The sequence below is a fragment of the Sorangium sp. So ce448 genome (assembly GCF_051520915.1).
GTDB classification, from domain to species: domain Bacteria; phylum Myxococcota_A; class Polyangia; order Polyangiales; family Polyangiaceae; genus Sorangium; species Sorangium cellulosum_B.
The window spans coordinates 4365130-4384418 of record NZ_CP150343.1 but is presented as its reverse complement, the minus strand read 5'-3'; the positions used below and the strand labels follow the sequence as shown (position 1 = coordinate 4384418).

Annotated in this window: 15 protein-coding genes and 1 pseudogene; 13 read left to right on the top strand and 3 right to left on the bottom strand. The window is 70.4% G+C overall.

Going from position 1 to position 19289, the window contains the following annotated elements; genetic code table 11:
* The first annotated feature begins 515 nt into the window (after positions 1-515).
* A complete protein-coding gene (locus WMF45_RS16780; RefSeq protein WP_437717890.1) occupies positions 516-1367 on the top strand; it encodes a hypothetical protein in 852 nt (283 codons plus the stop codon).
* Positions 1368-1542: 175 nt separating this feature from the next.
* Positions 1543-1932: a YraN family protein gene (locus tag WMF45_RS16775; RefSeq protein ID WP_437717889.1), complete on the top strand. Its 390-nt coding sequence runs from the start codon at positions 1543-1545 to the stop codon at positions 1930-1932.
* Between the two features lie 85 nt (positions 1933-2017).
* On the opposite strand, the gene WMF45_RS16770 is transcribed toward WMF45_RS16775, so the two are convergent.
* Together WMF45_RS16770 and WMF45_RS16765 are read right to left on the bottom strand one after the other, a co-directional pair.
* On the bottom strand, positions 2018-2887 hold the full coding sequence (locus WMF45_RS16770; protein ID WP_437717888.1) for a HAMP domain-containing protein: 870 nt from the start codon (positions 2885-2887) through the stop codon (positions 2018-2020).
* A gap of 76 nt (positions 2888-2963) precedes the next feature.
* Complete coding sequence (locus tag WMF45_RS16765; RefSeq protein WP_437717887.1) at positions 2964-3755, bottom strand: HEAT repeat domain-containing protein; 792 nt, start codon at positions 3753-3755, stop codon at positions 2964-2966.
* A gap of 479 nt (positions 3756-4234) precedes the next feature.
* Between WMF45_RS16765 and WMF45_RS16760 the strand changes: the two genes are divergently transcribed.
* From WMF45_RS16760 to WMF45_RS16720, 9 genes are all read left to right on the top strand, one after another.
* Positions 4235-6013: a carboxypeptidase regulatory-like domain-containing protein gene (locus WMF45_RS16760; RefSeq protein ID WP_437717886.1), complete on the top strand. Its 1779-nt coding sequence runs from the start codon at positions 4235-4237 to the stop codon at positions 6011-6013.
* Between the two features lie 145 nt (positions 6014-6158).
* Positions 6159-7520 carry a signal recognition particle-docking protein FtsY gene (gene ftsY, locus WMF45_RS16755; RefSeq protein WP_437717885.1) on the top strand — a complete coding sequence of 454 codons (1362 nt, stop codon included), beginning with the start codon at positions 6159-6161 and terminating at the stop codon, positions 7518-7520.
* A 563-nt stretch (positions 7521-8083) separates the two neighbouring features.
* The gene (locus WMF45_RS16750; RefSeq protein ID WP_437717884.1) at positions 8084-8872 is read left to right on the top strand and encodes an outer membrane beta-barrel domain-containing protein; all 789 of its coding nucleotides are present in this window, start codon (positions 8084-8086) and stop codon (positions 8870-8872) included.
* A 73-nt stretch (positions 8873-8945) separates the two neighbouring features.
* On the top strand, positions 8946-9824 hold the full coding sequence (locus WMF45_RS16745; protein ID WP_437717883.1) for a hypothetical protein: 879 nt from the start codon (positions 8946-8948) through the stop codon (positions 9822-9824).
* A 272-nt stretch (positions 9825-10096) separates the two neighbouring features.
* On the top strand, positions 10097-10858 hold the full coding sequence (locus WMF45_RS16740; RefSeq protein ID WP_437717882.1) for a HEAT repeat domain-containing protein: 762 nt from the start codon (positions 10097-10099) through the stop codon (positions 10856-10858).
* Positions 10859-11100: 242 nt separating this feature from the next.
* Entirely contained in the window at positions 11101-12762 is a 1662-nt protein-coding gene (locus tag WMF45_RS16735) for a hypothetical protein (protein ID WP_437717881.1), read from the top strand.
* An 11-nt stretch (positions 12763-12773) separates the two neighbouring features.
* Positions 12774-14222 (top strand): cytochrome c3 family protein, encoded by a 1449-nt coding sequence (locus tag WMF45_RS16730; protein WP_437717880.1) that lies wholly within the window; start codon positions 12774-12776, stop codon positions 14220-14222.
* 108 nt (positions 14223-14330) lie between these two features.
* Positions 14331-14585 carry a hypothetical protein gene (locus WMF45_RS16725; protein ID WP_437717879.1) on the top strand — a complete coding sequence of 85 codons (255 nt, stop codon included), beginning with the start codon at positions 14331-14333 and terminating at the stop codon, positions 14583-14585.
* Between the two features lie 77 nt (positions 14586-14662).
* Positions 14663-15793 (top strand): hypothetical protein, encoded by a 1131-nt coding sequence (locus tag WMF45_RS16720; protein WP_437717878.1) that lies wholly within the window; start codon positions 14663-14665, stop codon positions 15791-15793.
* A 16-nt stretch (positions 15794-15809) separates the two neighbouring features.
* Here the strand turns inward: WMF45_RS16720 and WMF45_RS16715 are convergent, their stop codons facing one another.
* Positions 15810-16706, bottom strand: coding sequence for a diguanylate cyclase (locus WMF45_RS16715; RefSeq protein ID WP_437717877.1), 897 nt, complete (start codon positions 16704-16706; stop codon positions 15810-15812).
* Between the two features lie 77 nt (positions 16707-16783).
* On the opposite strand from WMF45_RS16715, the gene WMF45_RS16710 reads away from it, so the two are divergent.
* Positions 16784-17542 (top strand): DUF3105 domain-containing protein, encoded by a 759-nt coding sequence (locus WMF45_RS16710; protein WP_437717876.1) that lies wholly within the window; start codon positions 16784-16786, stop codon positions 17540-17542.
* A 41-nt stretch (positions 17543-17583) separates the two neighbouring features.
* Positions 17584-18126, top strand: a pseudogene (locus WMF45_RS16705) (protein kinase); the annotation flags it as partial.
* Between the last annotated feature and the right edge of the window lie 1163 nt (positions 18127-19289).

Here is a 19289-nt window from a genome sequence, read left to right as displayed (position 1 = left end):
AGGAACCAAAAAGTTCAATGAGAATCAACGGATACTTGCGTGTGGCGGGGGATGGTAGGATTGTGGCGCGCAGCTTGTCAAGCGATGCCGGGCAAGGGGCCCCTCTTGCATTCCCGTCCTGAGACACCGGGCGCCGGGTCGACCTTGGGGTTGCGCACTGCGTAGGAGTCGACGGTGGAATTATCGAACGGAGGCGCGCTCGCTTCCTTAAGTGCGTTCGTCGCGCCGTCGCCGCACTGTTGCCGCCCAGGCGGCAGCGTGACCGTCCGCTGCCAAGGGACGCCAAGGGACGAGAACGCGCAGGGTCGAACGCCTCGCACCGGCGGCGCCCGCCCACCTCGGCGACGTGGACGGGCGCGCCCCATCCGGCTGTTGACGCTCGAGGCGCGCTTCGTCTAGGGTCCAACCGCTGACGTTGTGCCTTTGAGCACCTCGACTTGAGCGTTTTCTTGCCTCCCGTCCGCGCGCCTCTGCAGAAGCGGTGGCGCGCACCGCCGCCGAAGGAGCACGTTCTGATGACCCGTTCCATTCTGTCCGGCCTGCTCGGCCTGCTCAGCGTCGTCGCAATGGCGAGCCTGCCCTCCGCGTGCGAGAGCGGCGGCGTCGGCGACCCGTGTCTGCCTGAAGACGAGTACGATTCGCAGTTCGCTGGCTTCAAGGTGACGGAAGAGAACATCGAATCGCGATCCTTCCAGTGCCAGACGCGGATCTGCCTGGTGAACCACTTCCAGGGGCGCGTGAGCTGCCCGCTCGGCCAGGAGGCGCCCGCGACGTGTATCCCCGGGCAGGGCGGGTGCACCAGCTGCGTGGAGTCGGGGACATACGCGCCCGACTGCGAACCGTCGAGGCCGGACGGCGGCGCGAGCCAGTGCCTCAGCGGCGTGTGCGACGCAGCGGGCGCCTTCTGTCGCTGCGGCGCCGACGCGGACTGCCCCGGCAGCGGCTGGAAGTGCGAGGAGGGCGTCTGCAAGCTCTACCTCTGCCGCGACGGCTTCACCGGCTGCCAGGACCCGACGAAGTCGGCGGCAGAGAACGAGGGCAAAGCCTGCTGCGTGCCGGGGACCGACGACCAGGTCGCGTCGCCCGTGTGCGGCCAATGCGCCGCCAACTCGAACCGGAACGCGCAGCAGGCGGTGTACTGCTCGTGCCGGTGCGGCGTGGCCGACGGCGAGCCGGACGACCCGAACTTCAACTTCTGCGAGTGCCCGCAGGGCTTCACCTGCTCGGAGATCCGGCCGAACGTCGGCCTCGGGGACCCGAACATCACCGGCAAGTACTGCATCAAGCAGAACACGGGGTTCGAGAACGAGGGGGCCTGCGGCGACGTGCAGGGCCGCGCCAACTCGGACCAGTGCGAAGGCTTCTAGGCGTCGGGTGACCGGCCGTCGCGGTTCGCGAAGCCCTCGCCCGACGACGGCCGATCTGGCCGGCACCTCCCTCTCCCTCCCTCCCATCGACGATTCGAGTTCACACGACGGCCGGCCGCCCGGGCGCGCCGCCACGCGCAGCGCACCGGCGGCTTCGGCGACGAGCCGGACCGCGATGGGGCCCGCTGGCGCTCCGGCGGCCGACGCGCGGCGAGCGCTCGGCGCGCGCGCGGAGGACGCGGTCGTCGCTCACCTCGCCGCGCAGGGCGTGGAGATCGTCGCGCGCAACGCGCGGGTCGGGCGGCTGGAGATCGACGTGATCGCGCGCGACGGCCCCGTCATCGTGATCATCGAGGTGCGAACGCGCGGCGCCGGCTCGTACGTCCGCGCCCTCGACAGCATCGACGCGCGCAAGCGCGCCCGCGTGCGGCGAGCGGGCGAGCGGCTCTGGCGCGCCACGTTCTCGCGCGTGAGGGGCGTGGAGCGGATGCGCTTCGACGCCGCGTCCGTGACGTTCCTCCCGAGCGGAGAAGCGACGGTCGAGATCGTCAAGGCCGCATTCTAGCGTGGCCTGAACTCCTCCTATTTTTGGCTTGATTTCGGGCTGGATTCGAACAGCGCGTACGTCGATCGGCCGCGCGCGGGCGCGTTCACGCGTCGAGCTGCTCCTGCATCTCGCTGCGGAGTCGCTTCAGCTGGGAGAGCCCCTCGGGATCGATCTCCATCGTCCCCTTCTGGGCGTGCGCCCCCGCCTCGAGCTTCTCGAGGATCGCATCCATCTTGGCGATCTTGCCCTGCTGGCGCGCCCTCAGGTCCTCGACCATCTTCTCGAACGCCTCGAAGAAGTGCTGGAGCTCGTCGCCCTTCCGGAGCTTCTCGCGCACGATCAGCTTGCCCTCGCCGACCTGACGGAGCAGCCGCTTCATCTTGAAGATCGGCCCGGCGATCTTGTGCGTGAAGACGATGCCCGCGATGCCGACGCCGAGGACGAGCAACGACAGGAGCGCGACGATGAGGCGGAGCAGCATCTGCTGGTTGTTCGCGACGTCGGCGGCCTGCCGCTCGAGCGCCTCCGCCCGCTGCTGCAGCGTGGCCGCGTCGCGCTCGAGCCGCGACTGCTCGTCCTTGAGCTTGCTCTCGTCGCGCTGCGCCGCCTCGCCGAACGTCTTCGCGAGCTCGGGGTCGTCCTTGTACTCCTTCGCGATGTTCATCGCGACGACCTCGCTGACCCGACGGCTCTGGACGAGCACCTCCTGGCCGCGCTTGACGGTCTCCTGACCCTGACGGACCGTCTCTTGTCCCTGCTGCACGGCGCTGCGGCTCTGCTCGATGATCTTCGAGCTCGCGTTCCAGAGGAGGATCCCGAGCGCCACGGAGAGCGCAAGGCTGATCCCCACGAGGAACCCCGTGTATTTCAGCTGAAAGTTCTGGTCGATCAGGTAGTTCCGCGCGCTCCGCTGGTAGCGCGCTCTGACCTCCGGCGCGGAGGTCTGCGGGGCCGTGCTGGAAGCGTCGCTCATGGGATCCTCGGAGCTGGCTGGAGATGACAAGGGTCGTGAGGCACTGGAGAAGCCAAGTTCGAGCAGCGAAGGTGCGTCACAGCGAGGCGACGACCTTGTGGAAGGTCTCGACCGCGTTCTCGACGCACATCTTCATCAGGATGTTCTCGCTCTGGACGTCTTTCTTCGGGGTGCCGCTCTGCGTGAGCTTCGGCGCGAACTCACCCTGGAGCGACTTGGACGGATAGGTCCACATGCTGACGCGGACCACCTGGGTGAGGTTGCCGCCCTGGTACACGGCGGGCTCGACCGTGGCGAGGAGATAGAACCCCTTCAGCTTCTTGCCGTTCAGAATCTTCTTGCCTTGCGCCACCGTCTCGCCCTTGGGGGCGACCGCGTAGCCGGCCTTCGCGAGGATCTTCGACTGTATCGCGGCGCGCACGAGCGGCTCGATCTCGGACTCCGGGCGGCCGCTCTTGTTCGTGATCTCGATGGCCACGTAGTACTTCGTGTCCGCGCCCGGAGGCGGCGGCGCCGCCGAGCCGCCCGCGCCCCCGCCGCCGGCGGACAGCGCCGCGATCGACTTCTGCATCTGCGACTTGACCGCCGGCGTCTGCTCGCGGCCCTCGGCGCGCTCCAGGCACGCGAGCCCCGCGGGCTTGCCGAGCTTGCCGAGCGCCGCGGCCGCCGCGACCTTGACGGACGCGTTGCCGTCCGTGAGCGCGTCGCAGAGCGGCCTCGTGGCGGCGTCGTCTCCCGACGCGCCGAGCGCGAGCGCCGCCTGCGTGCGGACGCGATAGTCCTCGTTGGTCCTGAGCTGGTCGGCCAGGTAGCTCGTGCGCTGATCCGCGTAGAGCCTCGTGGGTATCAGCGAGAGTACAAGCGTCACAACCAGCAACACGAGCACTGAAAAGGGCCGACGCATTCCACGTCCGACGATACACGAGCGCATCGCCGCCGTGGCGATCGGATCAGCGGGTCTACGCCCGAAATTTGGTGCGCACACGCTCGCACTTTTGCCTTGCATTCGCTCGCTCCTCGCTGCGACCAGACTGGACGGTTTGACGCGGCCTGCCCGCGGCGCTTCAACGCGTGAACCATGTTGGGCTCACGGCGAACACGGCTTCACCATCCGCTTATCTACCCACCGCTGCCGCCATCGACCCGACGCGCTGCCGCGAGCTCGCGTGCACGTCCGCTCACGTCCGCTTACGTCCGCACTCGCCGCTTGCTCGCTCGCTCGCGCCACGCGCGCCGGGCGAGCGCGAGCTCGGCACGGCTTCGGATCGGCTTCCCCTTGCCCGTACCGCGTCGGCGTGACCGATAATGCGCGATCATGACGAGGAGCTCGCCGGAGGCCTTCGGGAGATGCGCGGACTGAGACGATGCCTGCCGTGGGCGCTCCTCGCGGCCACGGCGCTCGCGGCGGCGCCCGCGGCGCACGCGCAGACGCAAGGTGCGCCGCTCCGCATCCATGTGCGCGGAAGCGCGCAGATCGAGGCGGTCGCCTGGACCGAGCCCGACGCGTTCGTCGTGCGCGGAAGCGTGGTCGACGACGCGCGGAGCGCGATCGCGGAGGCGCCGCTCTCCATCGATGCTCTCACGAGCGCCGGCGCCCCCGCGGTCCTGCCGGCGGCCTTCGGGTGCGCGGCCGACGGCGGGGCGCGCGCCCGCGAGCCCCGCCCCTCGCAAGGCGGCTACGTGATCGCGACAGACGAGCGCGGCGGGTTCTGCCTCCGCGGGCGCGCGCCGCTCGCGGGCGCGACGCTGCGCATCCGGTTCGCAGGGGGAAAGCTCTACGACGCGGTCGAGGCGAAGATCCCGATCGAGGCGCACGCGGCCCCGCTCGCGCCGGTGATCCTCCGGTTCGATCCGCCGGTCGACGCGGTCGATCTCGATCGCCCGACGGTGAACGTCACCGTGGCGCTCCGGCTCGATCGCAGCGGCGCGCGCGGCGTCGGGAGCGGCGCGCCGTTCGAGCGCGAGCGCCTCCCGGTCGTGCTCGAGGACGAGCGCGGCGCGCGGCTCGCGGAGGCTCCGACCGGCGGCGACGGCCGCGCGCGCTTCGAGCTCCCGACCGAGCGGCTCGACGGCGCCGGCCAGGGCGTGCTGCGCGCGCGCTTCGATGGAACCGACACGCTCGCGAAGGCGAGCGTCAGCCAGAGCGTCGTCCGGTACGCGCAGGTCACGCTTGCTCTGTCGCATCCTGTCGAGCCGGCGCGCGCGGAGGACGGCGTGCCGATCGACGTCGAGGTTCGCTCGTCCCGCGGCCCGGTCGAGGGCGGCGTGGTCGAGGCGCTGCGCGCGGGCGAGCCCGTCGGGGCGGCCACCGTGGCCGGCGGCAAGGCGCGGGTGATCGCCGCGTTCACCGCCGAGCGAGCGGGGACGGTCCCGATCTCGCTCCGCTACGTGCCCGCCTCGCCCTGGTGGATCCCCGGCGCGGAGCTCGCGATCGACGTGCCCGTCGCGGGCCCCGGGGCGTGGCGGCAGATCGCGCTCGGCGCCGCCGTCCTCGCCATCGCGGGCTGGGTGCTCGGCGGCTGGCGGCGGGCGCCGAAGCGCGCCGCAACGACGCGCGCGGGCGACGAGCGGCCCGTCGCGCCGCCCGGCCGCGCCGGCGTGCGCGTCATGGGACCGCTCGAGGGCGCGACCGGCTGGCGAGGCGCCGTCGCCGACGCGCATGACGGGACGCCCATCGCGCGCGCCGAGCTCGAGATCGTCGTCCCTGCCTTCGATGGCAGCGGCGTCATCGCCCGCGCGCTGACCGACGACGTCGGCGAGTTCTCGATCGAGGCGCCGTACCGGAGCGACGCGAGGCTCGTGGTCCGCGCGCCGATGCACAGCAGCCACGAGCAGGCGCTCCCGTCGCCGAGCAAGCTGGGCATCGCGCTGGTCACGCGGCGCCGCGCCGTCCTCGATCGCCTCGTCCGCTGGGCGCGGCGCCAGGGGGCGCCCTTCGAGGGGCCGCCGGAGCCGACGCCCGGGCACGTGCGCCGGGTGGCGAGCAGGGTTCAGCAGCGCGAGGTCGAGCTCTGGGCGAGTCGGATCGAGCACGCCGCCTTCGGTCCCGATCCCGTGGACGAGCGGATCGAGCAGGACCTCGGGGCGTCGGAGCCCAAGCCGGGCGCCTCGCCGCAGGCCCCGTGAGCCAGGCGCACGGGGCCTGCGGAGCGCCGGCCCCGTCGCCGCGCCGATCTGCCGTTTCGCTGGTCGGATCGCGCCCCCGCGCGACCGCACGTTGACGTATGGGGTGCGTCCCATATAGTCGGCTCCCTCGCCGGAGAACGCCAACGTGGAAATCGCCCTAATTATCGTCGGCCTCGTCGTGGTGGCGGCGATCGTCTACTTCGTCACGAAGAAGGCGCCGCCACCGGAGATCGCAGCGCCCCCCGAACCGAAGAAGCTCCAGGAGAAGGCGAAGCAGCCCTCCGAGAAGCCGGCGGACAAGCCGACCGAGAAGCCGCGTGCCCCGAAGAAGCCTCCGGCGGAGGAAGCTCCTCCGAAGGCGAAGGAGCCCGCGCCGCAGGAGGAGCCGCCCGCGGGGGCGCCCGCCCCTGTCGAGGCGCCCGTCGCGCCGCCGCCCGCCATCGCGCCGGCGGCGCCCGAGCCCACGGTCGCGGAGGCGCCCATCGCGCCCGCGATCGAGGCGCCAGCCGTCAAGCCGGCCGCCAGGCCAGCGCGGGAGACCGCGCCTCCGGCCGCGCGCAAGCGAGACATCGAGGGGCTCCGCAAAGGCCTCACGAAGGTGCGGGAGAGCGAGGGGTTCTTCGGCCGGCTGAAGGCGCTGTTCGCCGGCAAGAAGGAGATCGATCCCAACGTCGTCGAGCAGATCGAAGAGGTGCTGCTCACCTCGGACGTCGGCGTGAAGACGACAGAGCTCCTCCTCGACGAGATCCGGTCGGCGCTCAGCAGGAACGAGCTCGCAGACACCGACAAGGTCTGGGACGCGCTGCGCGAGCACGCGAAGCGGATCCTGCGCGTCGGCGCCGGCGGCGGGCTGCCGCTGAAGGCGCAGCCCACCGTGGTGATGGTGGTCGGAGTGAACGGCGTGGGAAAGACGACCACGATCGGCAAGCTCGCGACGCAGCTCAAGGCCGAGGGCCGGACGGTGGTGCTCGCGGCGGGCGACACGTTCCGGGCGGCGGCGGTGCAGCAGCTCAACGTCTGGGGCAAGCGCGTCGGCTGCGAGGTCGTGCGCGGCAAGGACGGCGCGAACCCCGGCGCGGTGATCTTCGACGCGATCCAGAAGGCGAAGGACACCGGCGCCGACGTGGTGCTCGCCGACACGGCCGGCAGGCTGCACACGAAGACGAACCTCATGGAGGAGCTGTCCAGGGTCGCGCGCACCATGAACAAGGCGCTCGAGGGTGCGCCTCACGAGACGCTGCTCGTGCTCGACGCGACGAACGGCCAGAACGCCATGCAGCAGGCCGCGCTCTTCAAGGAGGCGCTGCCCATCACCGGCATCGTGCTGACGAAGCTCGACGGCACCGCCAAGGGCGGCGTCATCCTCGGCATCTGCGCCGAGCACGGGCTGCCCGTCCGGTACGTCGGCATCGGCGAACGCGCGGAAGACCTCCGCGAGTTCGAGCCCGACGAGTTCGTCGAGGCGATGCTCGGCCGCGCCAGCGGCTCCGAAGACGCGGCCGCCTGACGCGCGCTCCGCGGCGTGAGCGCTGGCGGCGCTCGATCTCTCCTCACCACCCAATCGCGCGGCTCCGCGCCGGTCCAACCAACGGGCGATGGCTCCGATGTCTCAGCACGCCGCGGCTCTGCCGCTGAACCCGTCAGGCGCCGCCATCGCCTCGCCCCCGGCGCAAGCACACCGGCGTTCCGAGCATGCGGTGATTGTGCAGCGAGTCTGCCGCTCGGCGCGAGTCCACACGGTCGCGTGCCCTCTGCGAACGCGCCGGTCGTCCGTGGCAAAAGGATTTGGTTGTTGATCCTTTTATTTTCGGCGTGATATAGTCCGTCGGGCTTGGCGGTTGACCGAATTATTTAATGAATTCGAGTAGTTAGGAAGCTGTACTACCTGGGCGATCGATCGCTCGCATCGCACGGACTTCGGAAGGGATGGCGATGAACCAGGCTCGCGTGGGGCTTCTCGTTGCGGCTGCGCTGGTCGCGATGCCGCTTACGGCATCAGCTCAGCCAAAAGGGCAACCCAAGGAAATCAACCTCGACGAGCCAGAGACTCCTGCCGAAGGCACGGAGCCGGTGGAGGCGCCCGCAGCCCCTGCCGAGGGCGGCGAGACGACGGGGCTTGGGGACATCTGTGCGATCGATCCGACGGCGTGTCCCACGATCAATTTGGAGAAGGAGGCCGCGAAGGATCTCAAGAACGAGACCTACGCGGTGCAGCAGATCTACGCGCTGCGCTACCACCGCTTCGAGGTGAACCCGTACTTCGGGCTGACGATGAACGATCAGTTCGTCGGCCACAACGGGCCGGGGCTCGCGGTCAACTGGTACCTCACCAACGTCCTCGCGATCGGGGTCAACGGCAACTGGTACGGTGCGCTCAACACGCCGTCGGATTTCAACTTCCAGACGAGCAGGGCGGCGCGTGTCGGCGAGCCGATCACCGAGTATCAGTGGAACGCGAATGCGAACTTCACGTACGTCCCCGCGTACGGCAAGTTCGCCGGGTTCAGCGACTTCATCTTCCACTACGACTTCTTCGTACTGGGCGGTGTCGGCGCGATCTCGACGAGGCCCATGGCCGTCGTCGATCCCGACAACCGCACCTTCGACTGGAAGCCGAAGCTCTCGTTCCACGTCGGCGGTGGCCTCCGCATCTTCTTCAACCGCTGGTTTGCGGCGATGTTCGAGGTCAGCGACTACATCTTCTTCGACGAGCTCGAGAACCCCAGCGTCGACAAGAACAACCCTCAGGACAAGAGCACCTGGCTCGCCGAGGGGAAGAGCTTCACCAACAACGTACAGGCGCAGGTCGGGCTGTCGGTCTTCCTGCCGTTCTCCTGGGAATACCGGCTGCCGAAGTGAGGACTTTGGACGCGGGGACGCGCAGACGCTGAGCGCGAGACATAGGATGATTCAGCCAAAGACGGGGACAGGCATGATGCGTCGATTCGTCCAGAGCCTCTGCACCGTGGTGGCAGGGCTTACCGGCTGTGCACTTCTGATGACGGCTGCGCCCGCGGAGGCGCAGGAGATTCAGCTCACGGGCCCTCTTGCCGGCGCGCCGGCCGTGCGGAAGCTCCGGCTCCACCGTGACGGGCGGTTCGAGGTGGCTCCAGGCGCATCGTTCACGCTGCTGGACGAGTACCGGCGGACGATCATGCCGGGCCTGCGGCTCACCTACCACTTCACGGACTGGCTCGGCTTCGGCGCCTGGGGCGGGTACGGGTTTCAGTACAACACCGGGTTGACGGACGAGCTCCAGCGCGTCGCGATCGACGGGCGTAACTGCGACACCCAGCCGTTCACGAAGGCGTGCCAGCTGACCAGGGTCAACCTGACCAAGGGCGACCTGACGAAGGATCAGCTCGGACAGATCCAGTGGGTCGCAGCGCCTCAGGTCACAGTCGTTCCCTTCCGCGGAAAGCTGGCGCTGTTCGCCGAGCTCTTCGTTGACACCGACGTGAGCTTCTTCGCGGGAGCCGCGGCGATCGGCGTGAAGGAGCGCAAGGAGTGCGGCACGACTACCCAGAACGCCTGCGCGGAGACCTTCGGGCTCGAGAGCCGCATGGCCTTCGCGCCGACGTTCGGCCTCGGCTGGAACTTCTACCCGTCGGACTTCATCGGCTTCGGCGCGGAGTGGCGCGCCCTGCCGTTCGCATGGAATACTTCGGGCTTCGACAACCACGGGCTCGGAACGGACGAGGCGTTCCCTGATCGCAAGGTGGACGACAAGGATCGCGAGTTCCACTTCACGAGCATGGTCACCGTGAGCCTGAGTATTCAGTTCCCCACCGGCATCAAGACAACCGAGTAGACGGCTGCGCCGGCTCGCGGTGACCGAGCCGCTCCGCCCGGGATAGCCCGGGCGGGAAGCCCACTTTGCCGGGAGCCGCTCTAGCGGGGTGCGGGTTCGTGTGATACGAGCTCCGCCGCTAGGCAGGCGCGTGAGGCGTACGAAAGTACGCCTCAGCGAGCCGAACGACGCCGATGAGCCCGTAGCGCACGAAGATGCACCCCGCTATAGATCGGGCGACGATCGCCGGGTAGCTCGGACCGGGCGGCGGGGACAGCCACCAGAGGTCAGCGTTGGGTATTTTCGATTTTCTCCGCAAAAGCAATCCCCCTGCCGGGGGCGCCCCCTCCGACAAGAAGGTGGCCGGGCCTGCGAAGGTCGTCGCGGACAAGCGCGCTCAGACGTACGACCGCCTTGACGCCATCCAGTCGCTCGCCGCGATGAAGAGCGCGGATGCGGCGGCTGCGCTCCTCAGGCGCTTCACGTTCTCGATCGACCCCTCCATCACGGATCAAGAGGAGAAGGATCTGGCGTTCCGGGGGATCGTCGATGCGGGCAAGGACGCGGTGCCTGCCGTTGTCGAGTTCTGCATCAAGGCCGAGGCGCTCACCTGGCCGCTCAAGATCCTGCGGGCGCTGCTCGACGACACCGGGTACCGAACCGAGCTCGTCCAGCTGCTCGACCGCTTCGACACGGAGTATGCGCGCAACGTCGAGCCGAAGCAGCAGCTCATCATGGCGCTGGGCGACATCAAGGGCGACGACGTGCGGGTGGCGGTCGAGCGGTTCCTCGACGACGTCAACGAGACGGTCCGTTTCCACGCCGTGCAGACCATCTTTTCCCAGGGCGACGAGGCGAGCGTGCCAGCGCTGGTGAAGATGCTCGCGACCGAGGAGTCGGTCCGGGTGAAGAACAAGGTCGCCGAGGGGCTGATGGCCCGGGGCTGGACGGTGCCCGCCGAGCTGCGGAGCGGCGCGAGCCAGGCGCTCCAGGACTCGAACGGCTTCAGCGTGGGCTCGGACGGCAAGCTCCGGAAGGGCGCTGGATACAGCTGACCCGGCGCGCATCGTGACAAGTCCGTTCGTCCTGCGATCGGGTTGACATCATCACCGCACGTGGACGAAACTCCACGCCATGCTTGTTCAGCCCTCGGCGGTAGCTGAGAGCGAAGCCGCGCAGACCGGCCCGCACAAGACGAAAGCGAGCGCAGTCCGTGATTGAGCACCGCTCATGGCTGGCGGAGCTTCCGTCACGACCTCGTCCCCGGCGCGCGAGCGACGCGCGCCCAGGCACGCTCGTGGGGAGCGCCCGTCGCGTCCTCCTCTGTCGCATCCCCCTGTCACGCGCGCTCGCCGCGGCGTGCCTGCTGCCGTGCGCGCTCGCCGCGCGCAGCGCGGCCGCAGCCGACTTCGAGGTCGAGTCGACGACCGGCGTCCAGGCCTACGAGGTCGCGGGCCCCTGGGGCGACACGAACATCGAGCGGCGGCGGCTCCTTCAGACGCTGGGGCTCGCCGTCTACAACCTCCAGGGCGACTCCGCCCCAGGCGAGGCCGACTACTCGGCGACCGTGCGGCTCCGGCTCGACGCGGACTTCGGGATGAATGGCCACCTCGACGGCGCGCAGCGGGGCGGCGAGACCGACTACAGCATCGATGGCGGCTCGCGCTACATCCCGGGGCTGCGCGAGGCGCCCCTCGATCTGATGTACGCGTACGTCGAAGGGCGGAACGTCGCCAGCGGGTGGCTCGGCTTCCGGGTCGGCCGCCAGTACGTGAGCGACGTGCTCGGGTGGTGGTCGTTCGACGGCGCGCTCGTCCGGGTGACGACGCCCTACTACGTCCAACTCGAGGCGTACGGCGGGCTCGAGCAGCGCGGCGGCCTGCCGCTCTCCACATCGCGCTTCGAGCGGCAGGGGATCTGGCGCGGCAGCCACCGGGGATTCGGCGACGACCGGACGCAGCCCGGGAGCGCAGCCGATTTCCCGTCGTACCAGGAGGCCGATCTGGCGCCGGCGTTCGGCGTCGCGCTCGAGAGCGCCGGTCCGAACTACATCCACGGTCGCCTGACCTACCGCCGCGTTTACAACCTGGGAACCTCTGTCACCCAGCAGTTCCCGGATCCGGACGGAGGCGTCCGGACGTCCGATGGGTCGCGCATCTCGCAGGATCGCCTCGGGTACGCCGCCAACCTCAACAAGCCGGATCTCGGTGGCATCAAGGGCGGAGTGACCTACGACTTCTATAACCAGCTCGTCGGCTCGTTCTACGGCGGCCTGGAGGTGTACGCCGGGAGCCGGGTCACGCTGGGGGCGGACGTCGACTACTTCGTTCCGACGTTTGACGCGGACTCGATCTGGAACTGGTTCACCCACGATCCCATCACCACGATCACCGGACGGGCGGCGGTGGACGTCACCCGCGAGATCGATGTCGCGGCCTGGGGCGGCACGCGGATGTGGATCGCGGAAGGCAACCCGGAGGAGTTCGGCGCTGGCCAGTGCGAGGCGGTGAGGCAACCGGGCTGCGTCGGTGCGACGTCGCTCGATCCGAATGACGGCGATCTCCGCGACTACGCGCGCGACGAGGAGAACCGCGCCGCGACGATCTCGACCGATGTGCTCGCGAACCTCGCGGGCCGCTACCGCACGCGCACGACGTCGGTCGAGCTCCGCGGGATGCTGCAGACGGGGGAGCGCGGGCGGCGGACGGGGGCCGATCTCTCGGGAGAGAAGCGGCTGAGCGGGCAGCGCTACGCGCTCGGAGCGCGGATGTCGCTGTACAACTGGGAGGATCCGCTCAGGCCGGACCGGGGCGCGACGTCGTTCGGATATGTCCTCGGGGCCGGGTATCGGCCGGGCGAGGCGGCGGATTTCAAGATCGAGTGGGAGCACGACATGAACCGGCTGGTGGGCCAGCGCTTCCGCGTCGTCGGCCTCGTGAACCTGCGGGTGGCGCCGTGAGCGAGGATCGCATGGACGCAAGACAGGACGGACGCCGCCGCGCTCGGCGAGACGAGGCGAGATTCGTCCCTGGGTGGGTCGCGATCGTCGCATGCCTGGGCGCGCTGGCGCTCGCGATCGTGGGCCCCGAGGCGGCAGCTCAGCCGAAGCCCCCGGCGGCAGCAGGCGACGACAGCGCCGAGGCGGCAGAGGATGACGCGGAGGAAGGCGACGCCGAGGGAGAGGCGCCCGCCAAGGCGCCGCGCGGCGGATACACGTCGGGCCTCCACCCGATGCCCGCGGACGCGGAGGTGCCGCTGGCGTGGATGCCGCCCGGGACGAGCGCGACCCCGGTCCCGAGCGACGAGATCTACCCCCCGCAGACGCTGACGATCCGCTTCAACCACAAGAAGCACGTCAAGGGGCTCAAGCAGACGTGCAAATCGTGCCACGGCGCGGCCTACACGAGCGGCGCGGTGACGGATCGGCTGCTGCCGAAGCCGAGCGAGACGTGCGACAACTGTCATGATGTCGATCACTCCGACCTCACCCAGGTGAAGGCGGGGACGAACGAGAACGGACAGTGTGTGTACTGCCATATCGGGGAGAACGCTGGCAGCGACGGAAAGGTGGCGCCGCTCGTGCTGCCGCACGCGAACCTCCGCTTCCCTCACGCGAAGCACGTGAACCGGAACATCAAGTGCAGCCAGTGCCACGGCCGCGTCGACCGGATCGAGCTCGCTACCCGTGATCAGCTGCCTCGCATGGCCGGCTGCTTCACGTGCCACAACATGAGCGGCGCGGCTCAGGGTGAGGCGAAGAGCGACTGCGACGTCTGCCACCTGACGCGCCCCGACGGGCGGCTCGTGACGGCGTTCGCCACGGGCGATCTGCTGCCGCCCGCGTGGCTGCACAGCGCGGGGCACACGCCCGACTGGCTCGAGCGGCACAAGCAGGTCGCCGCGAACGACAGCGCCTTCTGCGGGTCATGCCACAGCGCGAACTACTGCACCGACTGCCACGACGGGAAGATCCGTCCGCGCAACGTCCACCCGAACGACTTCCTCTCGATGCACCCGCAAGCGGCCCGGCAGGACAATCCTCGCTGCGTGAGCTGCCATCAGGAGCAGACGTTCTGTGCGGACTGTCACCGGCGGACGGGCGTGGCGCGCGATGCGCCGAGCGCAGCGCGGCCCACGGGGCGCCGCTTCCATCCCCCGCCGGCGGAGTGGACCACGGCGCCGCGGAGCGCGAAGCACCACGCCTGGGAAGCCGAGCGAAACCTGAATGCGTGCGTTTCCTGCCACACCGAGCGGGACTGCGCGACCTGCCACGCGACGCGCGGGGCGTCAGGCGGGCAAGGGCTGAACCCGCACCCGCTCGGGTTCGAGAGCAAGTGCAAGACGGCGTTCTCCAGGAACCCGCGTCCGTGCCTGGTGTGCCATCAGTCGAGCGACAGGTTCGTGCAGCGGTGCCAATGAAAAGTCAAAATCCGTCAGTATATTCCTTGCCCTGGCCTTCCGGCGACGGGTATAGCGAAGTGCGCGCGGCTTCCCTAACGATCGCCGCGAACGCCAAGGAGAACGGGCGTGAAGGAGCTGATCAAGTACCTGATCGACAACCTCTATCTCGATTTCCAGGGGGAAATCACGCTGGAGCAAGTGCGGGGCTTCCTCCGCGAGGACGACGGACGGGATGCACGCCAACTTTTGTCGAAGCTCATCGAGGAGAAAGGGGTAGACGACATGCTGATCACGCTGGCCGACTGTCTCAAGGAGCACATTCAGTCCGGGGTAAACGAGAAGGTCGTCCGCGAGCAGCTCTCGCTCTACTCCGAGAGCTGAGCACGCTGGCTCGCGCCACACGCCTCGCCCCCCTCCCCCTCTGCCTGCAGGCGGCCCTCGCGACGGCCGGCTGCGACGTGGGGGAGGCCACGCTCCAGCCGATCGACACCCCGCCTGTCCAGCTGATCGAGGCGCGCGCCACGACCAGCCTCGACCAGAACTATCAGCCCGTCCGCACCGCGCTCGATCCCGCCGGCACGACCGAGGTCCTGTCGACCGCGAGCTTCGTTTTGAAGTTCGATCGTTACCTGCTGCCGAGCTCGGTGAGCGCCACGGTCGGCGCCGAATCCGTGTGCGTCTCGGGCGATCTGGCCACGGTCCAGACCTACGCGGACTGCGTCAATCCGATCGCCCTGGCGCCCACGTACAACCCTGTCCAGCGGGAGGTCATCTTCCGCCAGATCGAGGGCATGCCGGGCCTGGTTCCCGGGACCCGGTATGCGCTGACGGTCTTCAAGCCGGCGGACGAGGCTGCGCCGTCCGGCGTCCGCGCGTTCGACGGCGCGCCCCTCGGCGGCAACACGCGCATCGAGTTCTCCGTCGCAGCGACGAACCCGCCTCAGGCGATGCTGGAGCGCCCGCCGAGCGGCGACTTCTTCTGCCAGCGAGACCTCGAGTGCGTCACGGCCACGGCAGCTTGCCAGGGCGACGCTCCCACGGATCCGACGTGCGTCGCCTGCGTGAGGGGCGCCGCGTACTACCTCTTCTACGGCTGCTTCGGGTGCCACAACGGCGCGAGCGCCGCCGCAGGGCTGGACCTGAACCTGGGCACGGCGTTCAACCAGCTCGATCCGCTGCTCGAGACCGCGATCGGGCGCACCGCGCACCAGACCCAGATGGGCGAGAAGGCGCACGTGGGAGAGGCATCCCCGGAGCGCTTCGGCAGGGCCATGCCGCTCATCGACCCGGGAAATCCGGGGAACAGCTACCTGCTCTACAAGATCCTCATCGGGCCGAGCGCGGTCGACCCCTCCTTGCCCGCCGATGCGGCGGAGAAGCTCCGCCAGGAGAACGAGCGGCTGCAGGCGGCGTTCGTGGTGGGGATGCCGATGCCGCCCCCGCCATCAAACCCCATCTTCTGGCTCCACTCCCAGGGGCCGGACGAGCAGAACACAACGCCCTACGTGGACGGCATGGACATCCTGTCCGCGTGGATCCTCAACGGCGCCGCGCCGCGAGACTGCTCCGCCCCAGCTGCCTCGCCCTGACGGCGCTCGCGGAACGTCACATCACGCGATTCCGCCCGGCCTTCTTCGCATGGTAGAGCCGCTCGTCGGCGCGGCGGTAGAGCTCCATCGGCGAGACCGGCGCGTCCGGCGTGACGCCGGCGACCCCGAAGCTCGCGGTGACGGCGACCTCACCCTCCTCGAAGCGGAACGGCGTGCGCTCCACGAGCGCGCGCAGCTTCTCGGCCACCAGGCGGGCGCTGTCGACGGCGATCTCCGGCACGAGCAGGGCGAACTCCTCCCCGCCGACGCGCGCGAGGATGTCGTCGCGGCGGACATTCGCAGCGGCGAGCGAGGCCATCTGGCGGAGCACGGCGTCGCCCGTGAGGTGCCCGCGGGTGTCGTTGATGTTCTTGAAGTGATCGATGTCGAACATGATGAGCGCGAGGTGGCGATGGTAGCGACAAGCCCGCGACACCTCGCGCTCCAGCGCGACCTCGAAGGAGCGCTTGTTGTGGACCTGCGTCAGACCGTCGAAGGTCATCAGCCGGTAGATCTCCTCGTGATACGAGAGCTCGACGTTCCCACCCTGGATGAACTTGAAGATCGTCCGGCCGATCTTCACCTGGTCACCGTCCTTGAGGACGCGCTCATCGACGGAGACGTCGTTCACGTAGGTGCCATTGGTCGAGCCGAGATCGCGGACAACGTAGCTCATCCCCGTCCAGGAGATGCGCGCGTGACGCCGGCTCACCGCGTCGTCGTCGAGCGGGATATCGGTCTGTATCGCGCGCCCACACTCGATCGCCCCGGTCCCTAGCGCGATGCGGCGCCCGAGCTCGGTGCCGTAGATCACCACCAGGCACGCGGTGCCCGGCGCCGCCGGCAGCACCGGCGGGGCGATCGCGGTGCAGGTGACGAGCGTCTGCCGATGATCGTTCTCTTGCTTCGCCACGCTAGGGGACCCAAGTACACCAGAGCCGACGTGCCAGGGCAACGCGCGTCGCGCGTCGGACATGGTAGGCTTCGGCCATGAAACACTGCGGTTTCGCGCAGATGTGTGTCGCTGCCACGATGGTCGCCGGGCTCGCCTTTCCTCTCAGCGGGTGTGGCACGAGCTCGCCCCCGATCGACGAGGGCGACGCCGCGCCCGCGCCGCAGCAACCCGAGACCGTCACGACCTTTCCGGACGCGCCGCCGCTCCCGGGCGAGGCCGAGTGCAAGGTCGTCGTCACGACGGGGATCCCCGTCACGTCGGCGCAACACGTGGCCACGTGCGCGCCTGTACAGTACGCGACCAACCCGCCGAGCGGGGGAGATCACTGGGGCCTGTGGGCCGAGTACAAGCGCTTCGAGTCCGAGGTCCCGCGCGAGATGTACGTCCACAACCTCGAGCACGGCGCGATCGTCCTCGCGTACCGATGCGCCTCGTCGGGCTGCGCAGAGGTGAAGGCGGTGCTCGACGAGGTGCGGGCCGAGGCCGCCTCCGATCCGAAGTGCCTCATGGTGCCGGGAGGGCCGGAGGCGCGCCTCGTGATGACGCCCGACAGCGCGCTGGACACGCCGGTCGCGGCCGCGGCCTGGGGCGCGACGTACACCGCGACGTGCCTCGACAAAGCGTCGCTCGCGCGCTTCGTGGCGGACCACTACGGCAAGGGCCCGGAAGACACCTGCAGCGACGCGGGGGCCGTCGATATCGATCTGCCGGACGGCGGCGCGCCGACCTGCGGTGACGGATCGGGCGGCGGCGGCGGGGCAGGCGCGGCGGGGGGCGCGGCGCCGGATCCGTAACCGGGTTGACAGGTGGCTCCTTGCCCGGGAGCATTCCGGGGATGAGCGAGCCGTCGACCGTGACACCTCGGTTGGCAGAGCGCTTCCGGCTGCTGGACGTCGCGGGGTCCGGCGGGTCGGCCGAGGTCTGGAGGGCCGTCGATCAGGAGCGCGGCGGCGTGGTGGCGCTCAAGATCGAGGCGCGCGGGCGCGGAGCGTCCGCGGCGCAGCGCGCCTCCGCGCGGCGGGCCCTCGGCCGCGAGGCGCTGCACGCGGCGCTGGCGCTCTCGCCGCGGCTGCCGGAGCTCGTCGACGTCGGCTGGTTCGTGGGGCCGTCCGGCGTCGCGCGCGTCGCGCGCGGCGAGGGGGCTCCCGGCGAGGAGGGGCGCGCGTTCGTCGCGATGCGCTGGATCGAAGGGCGAGCCGTCGCCGACGCCCTGCGCGGGCTGCCCCCTGACGAGCGCGCGGCGCTCGCGCTCGCCGCCGCGCGCGACGCGGGCGAGGCGCTCGCCGACCTGCACGGCATCGGCCTGGCGCACGGAGACCTCAAGCCGGAGAACCTGATCCTGACGCCGGAGGGGCGGATCGCGGTGATCGACCTGGGGCTCGCCTGCTCGATCCACGAGACGTCCGTGGACGGGGCGACGCTGCGGTACATCGCGCGCCGGGACGCGGAGCTCGGAGACGCGCGGGCGAGGGATCTGCTCGCGCTGGGGACGCTGCTCGCCGAGATCGCCTTCCCCGGCGTGGCGGACGCGGACGATCCGATCGGAGCGGCGCGGTCCGCGGCGGCCGCGGAGAGCGCGGCCGGGCCGCCGCTCGACGCGATCTGCCGGGCGCTCCTCTCGCCCTCCCCCGCGGCGCGCCCGTCGTCCGCGTGGGTCACCGAGTCGGCCCGCGCCGCGATCGCCGGCGCGCGGCGCGCGCGGCCCCCGTTCGCCGCGCCCCCCGCGGGGCGCGGCGGCCGCGATGCGGGGGCGCCCGGCGCAGAGCGCGATCGACAGGACCGCGACGCGCGCCGCGTGCGCGCCGCCTACCTGCGCCTGCGGCGGCAGGAGCTCGAGGCGGCGCTCGGGGTGCGCGACGATGTCGCCCCCTGGCTCGTGGACGCGTTCGCGGTGGTCGAGCGCGTGCGGGCGCTCTCCGGCGCGCCGCTCCGCGCGGGCGACGGCGCGGCCCGCGTGGGTCCGCCGCAGAGCGACGCGGCGTGGCTGGGGCGGCTCGGGCCGGACCGCGTCGCGCGGTGGCTCACCGCGCTCGCGGGGACGAGCGCGGCGGCGTGGCCGATGGGGCCGCTCGCGTCTGCGCCGGAGAGGGCGCTCGCGGACGCGCTCGTCGCGCTCGCGCGGCAGGTCCCGCCGCGCGCCTGGACGTTCGCGGACGTCGAGGTGGCCGTGCTGGGAACCCCGGGGAGCGGCGCGCGGCGGGGGGCGAGCGCGCCGCCGAACGACCGCGGAGCGGCCGAGGGCGCCGCCGAAGCGCACGCCATCGGCGCGGCGGAGGCGGCGGCGCTGGCGCTCGCGATCGCGCGGGTGCCGCCGGATCCGCTCGCGATCGAGGCGATCGAGCAGCGCGACGACGCGCCGGCCAGCCTGGTCGTCGCGGCGGCCAACGCGCTCCGGCTGCACGGCGACGCCGGGCGCGCGCGGAGCCTGATGCTGCGCTCGTGCGTTCGAGGCGCGACGGAGGCCGCGGCGCTCGCGGCGGAGGTGCTGCGGCGCGCCGGCGATCGCGCCCTCGCGGAGGAGCGCGCGCGCGCCGCGATCGA

Bases quoted from the DNA above. Each gene is read 5' to 3' on its own strand.
- WMF45_RS16730 (WP_437717880.1), top strand. From the start codon at position 12,774: ATGGACGCAAGACAGGACGGACGCCGCCGCGCTCGGCGAGACGAGGCG.
- WMF45_RS16775 (WP_437717889.1), top strand. From the start codon at position 1,543: ATGGGGCCCGCTGGCGCTCCGGCGGCCGACGCGCGGCGAGCGCTCGGC.
- WMF45_RS16760 (WP_437717886.1), top strand. From the start codon at position 4,235: ATGCGCGGACTGAGACGATGCCTGCCGTGGGCGCTCCTCGCGGCCACG.
- WMF45_RS16710 (WP_437717876.1), top strand. From the start codon at position 16,784: ATGAAACACTGCGGTTTCGCGCAGATGTGTGTCGCTGCCACGATGGTC.
- WMF45_RS16745 (WP_437717883.1), top strand. From the start codon at position 8,946: ATGATGCGTCGATTCGTCCAGAGCCTCTGCACCGTGGTGGCAGGGCTT.
- WMF45_RS16770 (WP_437717888.1), bottom strand. From the start codon at position 2,887: ATGAGCGACGCTTCCAGCACGGCCCCGCAGACCTCCGCGCCGGAGGTC.
- WMF45_RS16780 (WP_437717890.1), top strand. From the start codon at position 516: ATGACCCGTTCCATTCTGTCCGGCCTGCTCGGCCTGCTCAGCGTCGTC.